The 12346-nt window shown below is 70.3% G+C and carries 10 protein-coding genes; all 10 read left to right on the top strand.

The window, feature by feature from the left end; all coding sequences use genetic code 11:
- Window positions 1-756, top strand: a 756-nt coding sequence (locus ACTHNC_RS00135) for a DUF6986 family protein (RefSeq protein WP_440292554.1), incomplete at its 5' end; no start/stop codon positions are given.
- Window positions 753-1583: a bifunctional allantoicase/(S)-ureidoglycine aminohydrolase gene (locus ACTHNC_RS00130; RefSeq protein WP_440292553.1), complete on the top strand. Its 831-nt coding sequence runs from the start codon at window positions 753-755 to the stop codon at window positions 1581-1583. The genes ACTHNC_RS00135 and ACTHNC_RS00130, both read left to right, overlap by 4 nt.
- Before the next feature lie 171 nt (window positions 1584-1754).
- Window positions 1755-2555: a hydroxypyruvate isomerase family protein gene (locus ACTHNC_RS00125; RefSeq protein ID WP_440292552.1), complete on the top strand. Its 801-nt coding sequence runs from the start codon at window positions 1755-1757 to the stop codon at window positions 2553-2555.
- Between the two features lie 84 nt (window positions 2556-2639).
- The gene (locus ACTHNC_RS00120; protein WP_440292551.1) at window positions 2640-3518 is read left to right on the top strand and encodes a 2-hydroxy-3-oxopropionate reductase; all 879 of its coding nucleotides are present in this window, start codon (window positions 2640-2642) and stop codon (window positions 3516-3518) included.
- A 37-nt stretch (window positions 3519-3555) separates the two neighbouring features.
- Window positions 3556-5352, top strand: coding sequence for a glyoxylate carboligase (gene gcl / locus ACTHNC_RS00115; protein WP_440292550.1), 1797 nt, complete (start codon window positions 3556-3558; stop codon window positions 5350-5352).
- Between the two features lie 8 nt (window positions 5353-5360).
- Window positions 5361-6491, top strand: a complete 1131-nt coding sequence (locus ACTHNC_RS00110) for a glycerate kinase (RefSeq protein ID WP_440292549.1) — start codon at window positions 5361-5363, stop codon at window positions 6489-6491.
- 15 nt (window positions 6492-6506) lie between these two features.
- A complete protein-coding gene (gene allB, locus ACTHNC_RS00105) occupies window positions 6507-7856 on the top strand; it encodes an allantoinase AllB (RefSeq protein ID WP_440292548.1) in 1350 nt (449 codons plus the stop codon).
- A gap of 205 nt (window positions 7857-8061) precedes the next feature.
- Window positions 8062-8205, top strand: a complete 144-nt coding sequence (locus ACTHNC_RS00100; RefSeq protein WP_440292547.1) for a hypothetical protein — start codon at window positions 8062-8064, stop codon at window positions 8203-8205.
- A gap of 218 nt (window positions 8206-8423) precedes the next feature.
- Entirely contained in the window at window positions 8424-9881 is a 1458-nt protein-coding gene (locus ACTHNC_RS00095) for a xanthine dehydrogenase small subunit (RefSeq protein WP_440292546.1), read from the top strand.
- On the top strand, window positions 9878-12346 hold the full coding sequence (xdhB, locus tag ACTHNC_RS00090) for a xanthine dehydrogenase molybdopterin binding subunit (protein WP_440292545.1): 2469 nt from the start codon (window positions 9878-9880) through the stop codon (window positions 12344-12346). The genes ACTHNC_RS00095 and xdhB overlap by 4 nt, the downstream gene beginning before the upstream one ends.

The following is a 12346-nucleotide window of genomic DNA, read 5'->3' as shown; positions in this document are numbered from 1 at the left end:
GAGCTGCCGGCCGGGCTCGTGCTGACCCTGCCGAAGGTGACGACCGTCGCCCAGGTGGAGGCCATGGCCGACGTCTGCGAGCGGCTCGAGCGCAAGCTCGGCCTGGCGGACGGGCGGCTGCGCTTCGAGGTGCAGATGGAGACGCCGCAGCTCATCATCGCTGCGGACGGCACCGTGCCGGTCGCGACGCTCCTGCACTCTGCTTATGGCCGGGTGTCTGCGCTGCACTACGGCACGTACGACTACAGCGCGTCGCTGCAGATCGCCGCCGCGTACCAGTCGATGGAGCATCCCGCCGCCGACTTCGCCAAGCACGTGATGCAGGTGGCAGCAGCGGAGACCGGCGTGCGCCTCTCGGACGGCTCGACCAACGTCATCCCGGTCGGCGATCCTGAGCACGTGATGGATGCCTGGCGGCTGCACGCACGGCTCGTACGCCGGTCGCTCGAGCACGGGTTCTTCCAGGGCTGGGACCTGCATGCGGCCCAGCTGCCGACGCGGTTCCTCGCCACGTACGCGTTCTACCGGGAGGGGCTGGAGGCCGCGACCCGGCGGCTGAACAACTACCTGCACGGCACGGACGCCGCGATCATGGACGAGCCCGCCACGGCCAGGGCGCTCGCCCGCTACGTCGTGCGCGGTCTCGAGTGCGGCGCCGTCACACCCGCCGAGGTCGAGGATCCCGCGGGCGCGACGCCCGCAGAGCTGACCCGTCTCGCGCATCCAAAGCTCGCCAGCATCGAGGAGACGTCATGAGCACCGCCCGCACGTACTACACGCCCCAGGGTGGACTACCGCCGCAGAGCGCGCTGCTCACCGACCGCGCCGTCGTCAAGCTCGCGTACACGGTCATCCCGAAGGGCGTGCTGCGCGACATCGTCACGAGCAGCCTGCCCGGGTTCACGCAGACGCGTGCCTGGATTCTCGCGCGGCCCACGCCGAGCTCGGCGATGACGTTCTCGCAGTTGATCGTCGAGATCGGGCCAGGTGGCGCCGCTGCCCAGCCCGAGGCCGAGGCCGGTGTCGAGAGCGTGCTGTTCGTGACGGCGGGCGAGTTGACTCTGACGCTCGAGGGCGAGCGGCACGTGCTCGGCGAGGGCGGCTACGCCTTCATCGCGCCGGATGCCGAGTGGTCGCTGGCGAACGAGGGGTCGGAGTTCACGAGCTTCCACTGGATCCGCAAGGCGTACGAGTACGTCGATGGTGTGGCGGCGCCGGCATCCTTCGTCACGCGCGACCAGGACGTGGAGCCGGTCTCCATGCCCGACACGGATGACGTGTGGGCGACCACGCGGTTCTCCGACGCGAGCGACATGGCCAACGACATGCAGGTGAACATCGTCACTTTCAAGCCGGGCGGATCGATCCCGTTCGCCGAGACGCACATCATGGAGCACGGCCTGTTCGTGCTGCAGGGCAAGGCGGTCTACCGCCTCAACGACGACTGGGTCGAGGTCGAGGCCGGCGACTACCTGCTGCTTCGCGCCTTCTGCCCGCAGGCCTGCTACGCCGGCGGTCCCGATGACTTCCGGTACCTGCTGTACAAGGACATCAACCGGCAGGTGAAGCTCACCACGCGCTGACGTGCGCGACGCGAGGGCCGCGCTCCGGGCATCCGGGGCGCGGCCCTCGTCGTCTCAGCCCGGGCAGCTTGACGGCTGCGGCGGTTCGGCTTATGATTTCGGATAACAGAACTTTTCTTCCGGATCGTGAAAAGTCGGGAGAACGACAGGCATCGCATTCAAGGAGCAACCATGAGCTACACGGTCAACTGCTCGATCCTTCTGACGGACCTGCCGCTACTCGAGCGTGCGGCCGCCGCCAAGCAGGCCGGCTTCGACGCCGTCGAGTTCTGGTGGCCGTTCGCCACCGCCGTGCCCGAGCAGAGCGAGCTCGACGCGTTCACCGGCGCGATCGAGGCGGCCGGCGTGCAGCTGAGCGGGCTGAACTTCTTCGCCGGGGACATGCCGGGCGGCGACCGCGGACTCGTGTCGTGGATCGGCCGCGAGAACGAGTTCCGCGACAACGTCGAGGTCGTCGTGCAGATCGGCGAGCGGCTCGGCACCAAAGCCTTCAACGCGCTGTACGGCAACCGCCTCGAGGGCGCAGACCCGGCCGAGCAGGATGCCTTGGCCGTAGAGAACCTGGCCATCGCGGCGGAGGCGGTCGCCCGCATCGGCGGCATCGTGCTGCTCGAGCCGGTCAGCGGCACCCCGTCGTATCCGCTCAAGACCGCCGCCGACGCTGTCGCGGTGATCGAGCGGGTGCGCGCCGAGCACGGCGTCGACAACATCCGCCTGCTCGCCGACTTCTACCACCTCGCCGTGAACGGCGACGACGTGGACGCCGTCATCGCCGCGCACGGCGCCGGGTTCGGGCACATCCAGATCGCCGACGCGCCCGGCCGCGGCGAGCCCGGCACCGGCGAGCTGCCGCTGAGCCGCTGGATCGACGACGCGCGGGCATGCGGATACGACGGCTACATCGGACTCGAGTACAAGGCGACCCAGCCCGACCCGTTCGCGTGGGTCGGGGCATCCGCCGCGGCCCAATAGGTCGAAAGTCAGCACCGGCTGGTTTCGATACGCCGCGCTACGGGCGGCTACGGGGCCGGCGGGAAACCACGAAGGAGTGAAGCAGTGAGCAACGTCACCGTCATCGGACTCGGCATCATGGGCCTGCCCATGGCCGTCAACCTGGTCAAGGCCGGGCACACCGTCACGGGATACAACCGCAGCCAGGACAAGGTCGACGCGCTCGTCGCCGCTGGAGGCAACGGCGCCTCCAGCGTCGCCGAGGCGGTGAAGGACGCCGACATGATCATCACGATGGTGCCGGACTCGCCCGACGTCGAGGCGGTCGTCACGGGCGACGACGGCGTCTTCGCCAACGCCCGGGCCGGCGCGCTGTGGATCGACAACAGCACCATCCGACCCGACGTCGCCGTCGAGCTGGCGGATGCCGCCCGTGCGGCGGGCCTTCGCCCCCTGGATGCCCCGGTGTCCGGCGGCGAGCAGGGCGCGATCGACGGCGTGCTGTCGATCATGGTCGGCGGCGCCAAGGCGGACTTCGAGGCGGCGGAGCCGGTGCTGAACGCGATCGGCCGGACCATCGTGCACGTCGGTCCCTCCGGGTCCGGGCAGACCGTGAAGGCCGCCAACCAGCTGATCGTCGCGGCGAACATCGAGGCGCTCGCCGAGGCGATCGTGTTTCTCGAGGCATACGGCGTCGATACCGAGGCCGGACTCAAGGTGCTCGGCGGCGGCCTCGCCGGCTCCAAGGTGCTCGAGCAGAAAGGGCAGAAGATGCTCGACCGCGACTTCGCCCCCGGCTTCCGCCTGGCGCTCCACCACAAGGACCTGGGCATCGTGACAGCGGCTGCACGCGCCAAGAACGTCGCCATCCCGCTCGGCTCTGCGGTCGCCCAGCTCGTCGGCAACATCGTCGCCGAGGGCGACGGCGGCCTCGACCACTCGGGTCTCTTCACCCGCGTCGCGCGCAGCTCGGGCCGCGACTGACATCCGCACATCCCCACATCTTGAAAAGAGAGCAACCATGACCACCATGCGCACCGTCGACGCGGTCGTCCTGATCCTCGAGAAGGAGGGCGCCACCGAGGCCTTCGGCCTGCCGGGCGCCGCCATCAACCCCCTCTACTCCGCAATGCGCGCCCACGGCGGCATCCGGCACACCCTCGCACGCCACGTCGAGGGCGCCTCGCACATGGCAGACGGGTACTCCCGCGCCGCAGCAGGCAACATCGGCGTCTGCCTCGGCACGTCCGGCCCGGCCGGCACGGACATGATCACCGGGCTCTACGCGTCATGGGCCGACAGCATCCCGATCCTCTGCATCACCGGCCAAGCGGCCGTGTCGAAGCTGCACAAGGAGGACTTCCAGGCCGTCGACATCCAGTCGATCGCGGCGCCCGTGACCAAGATGGCCATGACCGTGCTGGAGCCCGCGCAGGTGCCCGGCGCATTCCAGAAGGCGTTCCAGCTGATGCGCACCGGGCGCCCCGGTCCCGTGCTGATCGACCTGCCGTTCGATGTGCAGATGGCCGAGATCGAGTTCGACATCGACTCCTACGAGCCGCTGCCGGTGGCCGTGCCGCAGGCATCCCGCCGCCAGGCCGAGAAGATCCTCGACCTGCTGGCCGCCAGCGAGCATCCGGTCATCGTCGCCGGCGGCGGCATCATCAACGCGGATGCCGCCGACGAGCTCGTCGAGCTGGCTGAGCTGCTCGGCACGCCGGTCATCCCGACGCTGATGGGCTGGGGTGCGATTCCGGATGACCACCCGCTGTGGGCGGGCATGGTCGGCATCCAGACGTCGCACCGGTACGCGAACGAGACGTTCCTCGCCTCGGACTTCGTGCTCGGCATCGGCAACCGGTGGGCGAACCGCCACACCGGCGGGCTGGATGTCTACCGCGCGGGCCGCACGTTCGTGCACATCGACATCGAGCCGACGCAGATCGGTCGCGTGTTCGCCCCCGACTTCGGCGTCGTCTCCGACGCGAAGGCGGCGCTGACCCGGCTGATCGAGGTCGCCAGGGAGCGCGTGGACGCCGGTCGGGTTCCGGATTACGCGGACTGGGCGCGCGAGTGCTTCGAGCGCCGCGCCACCGGGCAGCGCAAGACCCACTTCGACAACATCCCGATCAAGCCGCAGCGCGTGTACGAGGAGATGAACCGGGCCTTCGGCCGCGACACCACCTACGTCTCCACGATCGGGCTCTCCCAGATCGCCGGCGCGCAGATGCTGCACGTGTACGGCGCGCGCAAGTGGATCAACGCCGGCCAGGCCGGACCGCTCGGCTGGACCGTGCCCGCGGCGCTCGGCGTCGTGCGCGGCAAGCCCGGCGAGCGGGTCGTGGCGCTGTCGGGCGACTACGACTTCCAGTTCATGATCGAGGAGCTCGCGGTGGGCGCGCAGCACAACCTGCCGTACGTGCACGTCGTCGTGAACAACTCCTACCTGGGGCTCATCCGCCAGTCGCAGCGCGGCTTCGGCATGGACTACGAGGTCTCCCTCGCGTTCGAGAACGTGAACTACCCGGACGGCAACGGCTACGGAGTCGACCACGTCGCGGTCGCAGAGGGCCTGGGTTGCAAGGCCGTGCGCGTCACTGACCCGGATGCCCTGGGTGCGGCGTTCGCGCAGGCATCCTCGCTCGCCGAGGAGCACCGCGTGCCGGTCGTGGTCGAGGTCATCCTGGAGCGTGTGACGAACATCTCGATGGGCACCGAGCTCGACAACATCAACGAGTTCGAAGAGCTCGCGGTGACCCCGGAGGACGCGCCGACCGCGCTGCACCCGCTGGCCGCGCCGCAGCCGCTGACCGTTTGAGTCCAGCCATGCGCATCCTGATCGCCGTCGACAAGTTCAAGGGGTCGCTCTCCGGCCCCGACGCGGCCGACGCGCTCGCCGCGGGGCTGGCGGGCGACGACGTCGAGATCGACATCGTGCCCGTCGCAGACGGCGGCGAGGGGACCGTGGATGCCGCGCTGGCCGCCGGCTTCGAGCGTCGCGTCGCGATCGTGACCGGTCCCACGGGGCGACCCGTCGAAGCGGCCTTCGCGGTAGCTGGCGACTGTGCCGTCATCGAGATGGCTGCGGCAAGCGGGCTGGCGCTGCTGCCGGGCGCACCGCAGCCGCTCGCCGCCACGAGCCGGGGGACCGGCGACCTGATCAGGGCAGCCCTCGACGCCGCAGCACGCACGATCTATCTGGGCGTCGGCGGCAGCGCGTGCACCGACGGCGGAGCCGGCGTGCTCGCCGCGCTGGGCGCCGAGCTGCTCGACGAGCACGGCGAGCCGATCGCCGACGGGGGAGCGGCGCTCTACGCGCTCTCGGCGATCGACCTCTCCAGGCTCGACGCGCGCCTGGCCGGCGTCGACCTCGTGCTGGCCACCGACGTCGACAATCCACTGCTGGGCGAACGCGGCACCGCCGCCGTGTTCGCGCCGCAGAAGGGCGCCTCGCCCGGGCAGGTCGTCGTGCTCGAGGCGTCGCTGCGCCGGTTCGTGCAGGTGCTGGGGGACGTGCGAGAGGATGCCGCGGCGCTCGCCGCCGAGGCGGGCTCCGGAGCGGCAGGCGGCGTCAGCTACGCGGCACGCCTGCTCGGTGCACGCGTGGAGCCCGGCGTCGAGGTCGTGCAACGGCTCACCCGTCTGGACGAGCACATCGCGCAGGCGGACCTCGTGATCACCGGCGAGGGCAGCCTCGACGAGCAGAGCCTCGGCGGCAAGGCGCCCGTCGGCGTCGCCGGGGCGGCACACCGCGCCGGCGTGCCCGTCGTGGCCGTGTGCGGGCGCACGACGCTCACGCCCGAGCAGCTCGCCGCGGCGGGATTCGCGGCGACGTATCCTCTGAGCGCGATCGAGCCGGATGCCGCGGTGAGCATGCGTGACGCCGCTGCGCTTCTCGAGATGGTGGGTGCGGGCATCCGCGATTCGACGCACACACTGATCTCAGCGAGCAACTGAACTTCAAGGAGACCGATGTCGACCCCTTCTTCGACCACCTTCGACCTCGTCATCCGCGGCAACCTGCTGCGCGACGACGGCGTGCGCGCCGGCGAGGTCGGCGTGCGAGCCGGACGGATCGCCGCCATCGAGGCGCAGGGCGCGCTGCTCGATGGCGAGCGCGTGATCGAGCTCGATGCCGACGAGGTGTTGCTGCCCGGTCTTGTCGACTCGCACGTGCACGTGAACGAGCCGGGCCGTACCGAATGGGAGGGCTTCGCGTCGGCCACCCGGGCGGCCGCAGCGGGAGGCGTGACCACGATCGTGGACATGCCGCTGAACAGCATCCCGCCGACCGTTACCGTCGACGCACTCGAGGTGAAGCGCCGCGTCGCCGCGCCGCAGGCGCACGTGGACGTGGGCTTCTGGGGCGGGGCGATCCCCGGCAACACGGCCCAGCTGCGCCCGCTGCACGAGGAGGGCGTGTTCGGGTTCAAGTGCTTCCTGCTGCCCAGCGGCGTGGACGAGTTCCCGCCGCTCGGCCTCGACGAGATCGAGACCGACATGCGCGAGCTGGCCGGCTTCGACTCGCTGCTCATCGTGCACGCCGAGGATGCGCACGAGATCGAGGCGGCGCCCGATCCGCGCGGTCCGCACTACAGCGACTTCCTGGCGTCGCGACCGCACGAGGCCGAGGACGTCGGGATCGCCGAGGTGATCGAACGGGCGGAGCGCACCGGCGCGCGTGCGCACATCCTGCACCTGTCGTCGGCCGAGGCGCTCGGCGAGATCCGCGAGGCACGCGACCGCGGCGTGCGGCTCACCGTCGAGACGTGCCCGCACTACCTCACGCTGACGGCCGAGTCCGTGCCCGACGGCGCGACGGCGTTCAAGTGCTGCCCGCCCATCCGCGAGGAGGGCAACCGCGAACGGCTGTGGCAGGGCCTTCTCGACGGCACGATCGACTGCATCGTCTCGGACCACTCGCCCGCGACCGTCGACCTCAAGCAGCCCGCCGACGGAGACTTCGGAACGGCGTGGGGCGGCATCTCGTCGCTGCAGCTGGGCCTGTCACTGGTCTGGACCGAGGCGACGCGGCGCGGCATCCCGCTGCAGCAGGTGGTGGAGTGGATGTCCGCCTCGCCCGCCCGGGTCGCCGGACTGCAGCGAAAGGGGCGGCTCGAGGTCGGCTACGACGCGGACTTCGCGGTGTTCGCCCCCGAGGAGCCGTTCACCGTCGAACTCGGCCGGCTGCGGCACAAGAACCCCGTGTCGGCCTACGAGGGCAAGACCCTCACCGGCGTCGTGCGCACCGTCTACCTGCGGGGCGAGGAGATCGACGGCGAGACGCCGCGGGGGCGGCTGCTGAGGCGCGGGGAGGCGTAAGCCGCCGGGCATCCAGCAGTGCGTTCGCTGTGCGGGGGCCGCCAACATGACATCCGACCCAGAACAGGACAGAACGGCATGTTCCCGGCAGGAGAGCGCGATCTGTCATGTCGACGGAATCGGTGGAGCGACAACAACGCAGAACCAGTGAGTAACCAGAACGAGTGAGCAAACAGAACGAGTGCGTGAGTAAGGAGTGATGAGAATGACCTTGGCCGAACGAGCAGAGTCGCCGGCGGAGCCCGAGGCGTTCGCGTGGAACGGAGCCGATCCGGACTTCTACGTGCCCGACGAACGCGGCCCACGAGAGGGCTGGTGGCGTCGCCTCTTCGCGGGGCGCGCGTCCTGACGCGCCTCGGGAGCGGATGCACGGGCATCCGTTATCCATATCGCGAAACTGAGATTTCGAAATCGAACACATTCACGCGAAGGAGCGGGTAAACTCGCCAGGACCGGCGCGGCATCGTCGCCGCACGGTGAACAACGTGGGCGGCGTCTGACGGCGCGAATTCCCCTCAAAGACGAGGAGCGGCTTTTCGTGTCCTCACGAACGACGAGGAGTTGGTCATGGGTGACCCCATGCTCACAGTGAACGGGCTCAGGCGGCGCATCGACGCCCCGGCTCACGCGACCGCGCTGGACTGGCTGCGCGGCGAGGGCCTGACCGGCTGCAAGGAGGGCTGCGCGGAGGGCGAATGCGGTGCCTGCGCCGTGCTCGTCGCCACGGCCGACGGAAACGGCGGAACGGCGTGGACCGCGGTCAACGCGTGCCTCGTCCCGGTCGCCGCGCTCGACGGCCAGGAGGTCGTCACCTCCGAGGGGCTCGGAACACCGGATGCCCTGCACCCGGTGCAGGAGGAGCTCGCCACCCGGGGCGGCTCGCAGTGCGGGTACTGCACACCCGGGTTCGTGTGCAGCATGGCGTCCGAGTTCTACCGGTCCGATCGGGCGCCCGCGCATGCTGAGCACGGCGACGCGGAGCACGGCCCGAACGGCTTCGACCTGCACGCGCTGAGCGGCAACCTCTGCCGCTGCACCGGTTACCGGCCGATCCGCGACGCTGCATACGCGCTGGGCGAGCCGACGGATGCCGACCCGCTCGCCGCTCGCCGCAACGCGCCGGCACCCGAGGCGGTCGCCACCGACATCACCGCCGCCGACGGACGCTTCGTGCGGCCCGCGACCCTCGAGGACACGCTCGGCCTCCTCGCCGCCGACCCGGGAGCCGTCCTCGTCGCCGGCTCCACCGACTGGGGCGTCGAGGTCAACCTGCGCGGCCGGCGCGCACCACTCGTCGTGGCGATCGACCGGCTGCCCGAGTTGCGCGGCATCCGCGTCGGCGACGACGTCATCGAGATCGGAGCGGCCGTCACGCTCACCGAGATCGAGCGGGAACTGGGCGAACGCGTTCCGCTGCTCGGCGAACTGATCCCGCAGTTCGCGTCCCGGCTCATCCGCAACCGGGCGACCATCGGCGGCAACCTGGGAACCGGGTCGCCCATCGGCGACACCCCGCCCGCGCTCCTGGCGCTCGGCGCCCGGGTCGTGCTCGCGTCAGCGGACGGCGAGCGCGAGGTGGAGCTGGCCGACTACTTCACCGGGTACCGGCAGACGCTGAAGCGTCCGCACGAGCTGATCCGCGCGGTGCGCATCCCGCTGCCGCTGGCGCCGTTCACGGCGTTCCACAAGATCGCCAAACGCCGGTTCGACGACATCTCGAGCGTGGCCGTCGCATTCGCGCTCGACATCGAGGATGACGTCGTCACCGCCGCGAAGATCGGCCTCGGCGGTGTCGCGGCGACGCCGTTGCGCGCCCGAGCCACCGAGGACGAGCTGCTCGGCTCCGTCTGGTGCGAAGACACCGTGCGCGAGGCGGCGATCGTGCTCGGACGCGAGGGAACGCCGATGGCGGACCATCGGGCATCCGGGGAGTACCGGGCGATCATGCTGAGTCAGGCGCTGCTGAAGTTCTACTCGCAGACGGCCGATTCGCAGCAGACGGAGACTGTGGAGGTGGCATCGTGAGCGAGCTGTCCGACCGTCCGGTCGGCGCCGTAGTCGGCGTGCCCGAGTCGCACGAGAGCGCCGCGGGGCACGTCACCGGCACCGCGTTGTACACCGACGACATCGCCGAGCGCCGACACGACGTGCTCAGCGCGTGGCCGGTGCAGTCCCCGCACGCCCACGCTCGTATCGTGTCGATCGACACCGGCGATGCGCTCGCGGTACCCGGAGTGGTGCGCGTGCTGACCCCCGACGACATTCCCGGCGTCAACGACGCCGGCGTCAAGCACGACGAGCCGCTGATGCCGCGAGAGGCGATGTACTACGGGCACGCCGTGTGCTGGGTGCTGGGCGAGAGCGTCGAGGCCGCTCGGCTCGGTGCCGCGGCCGTGCACGTCGAGTACGAGGTACTGCCGTCGATCATCACCGTGGCGGAGGCGATCGAGGCCGGCTCGTTCCAAGGCGTGCAGCGCACGTCGCGCCGGGGGGATGCTGAGAAGGCGCTCGCCGAGGCCGCACACGTCTTCGAGGGCGTCATCGAGACCGGCGCCCAGGAGCACTTCTACCTGGAGACGCACGCGTCGCTCGCGTACTACGACGAGGGCGGTCAGCTGTACGTGCAGGCCAGCACGCAGCATCCGACCGAGACGCAGGAGATCGTCGCGCACGTGCTGGGACTCGCCTCGAACGAGGTGACGGTGCAGTGCATCCGCATGGGCGGGGGCTTCGGCGGCAAGGAGACGCAGCCGCACGGCCTCGCCGCGATCGCGGCACTCGGCACGACGCTCACCGGCCGTCCCGTGCGCTTGCGGCTGAACCGCAACCAGGACCTCACGATCACCGGCAAGCGTCCCGGCTTCCGCACCGTGTGGAAGGCGGGCTTCGACGACGACGGCAGGATCGTCGCCCTGAAGACCACCCTGACCGCGGACGGCGGCTGGTGCCTCGACCTCATGGAGGCGGTGGTCAGCAGGGCGCTCTGCCACCTCGACAACGCCTACTGGATTCCCAACGTCGAGGCGCTCGGCCGCATCGCCAAGACGAACAAGACATCGCACACCGCCTTCCGCGGCTTCGGCGGACCGCAGGGTGTTCTCCTGATCGAGACGATCTTCGGCGAGGCCGCCCCGGTGCTCGGCATCGAGCCCTCAGAACTGCGTCGCCGCAACTTCTACCGCCCTGGCCAGACGACGCCGTACGGCCAGGTGGTGCGCGACGCCGAACGGATGCCCGACATCTGGAACCAGGTGCTCGACGGTTCCGACTACGCGGCACGCAGCGCCGAGATCGCCGCGTTCAACGCCACGCACCCCGATGTGAAGCGGGCGCTGGCGATCACGCCGATCAAGTTCGGCATCTCGTTCAACGTCGCGGCGTTCAATCAGGCCGGCGCCCTCGTGCTCATCTACAAGGACGGCTCCGTTCTCATCAACCACGGCGGCACCGAGATGGGTCAGGGCCTGCACACCAAGATGCTGCAGGTCGCGGCGACCGCCCTCGGCGTGCCGCGATCGAGCGTGCGCCTGGCACCGACTCGCACCGACAAGGTGCCCAACACCTCGGCGACCTCCGCGTCGACCGGCGCAGACCTCAACGGCGCCGCGGTGAAGGATGCCTGCGAGCAGCTCCGCAACCGCCTCGCCGTCGTCGCTGGCGGGCTGCTCGGCGTGAACCCGCGCGACGTGCGGTTCGAGAACGGTGTTGTCACGGGCTTGGGCGCCGGCGACCGGTCGCTGACGTTCGGCGAGGTGGTCACGGCCGCGTACTGGCAGCGCGTTCAGCTGTCGGCGGCCGGCTACTACCGCACCGAGGGACTGCACTGGGATCCGGAGACCTGGCAGGGCTCGCCGTTCAAGTACTTCGCGTACGGAGCGGCGGCGACCGAGGTCGAGGTCGACGGCTTCACCGGCGCATACCGCACCCGTCGAGTGGACATCGTGCACGAGGCAGGCGACTCGCTCTCGCCGCTGATCGACATCGGCCAGATCGAGGGCGCCTACGTGCAGGGCGCCGGCTGGCTCACGCTCGAGGACATGCGGTGGGATGCCTCAGACGGCCCGAACCGCGGCCGCCTGCTCACCCAGGCGGCGAGCACGTACAAGCTGCCGAGCTTCTCCGAGATGCCCGAGGTGTTCAACGTGGCCCTGTACGACAAGGGCCACGAGCCGGGAGCCGTGTACGGATCGAAGGCGGTCGGTGAGCCGCCGCTCATGCTCGCGCTGAGCGTGCGCGAGGCGCTGCGCCAGGCGATCGCGTCGTTCGGCGCGCCGGGCACGAGCGTGCGGCTGTCGTCCCCCTCGACACCGGAGACCGTGTTCTGGGCGATCCAGGCGGCGCGCGGTGCCGCGGATGTCTCGCGCGAGGCATCCGCTGACGGCGCGGCGGTTCCGAGCGAGGCATCCGCCGACCGTGCGGCGACGTCGCGCGAGGAGGCCTCGGTCGAGACACCCGCTGTGCCCGCGGGCGCCGACATCCTCGTGGACTGA

Origin of the sequence: Humibacter sp. (genome assembly GCF_051954055.1) — a bacterium.
Lineage (GTDB): Bacteria > Actinomycetota > Actinomycetes > Actinomycetales > Microbacteriaceae > Humibacter.
This window is presented reverse-complemented; position numbering and strand designations above follow the sequence as displayed.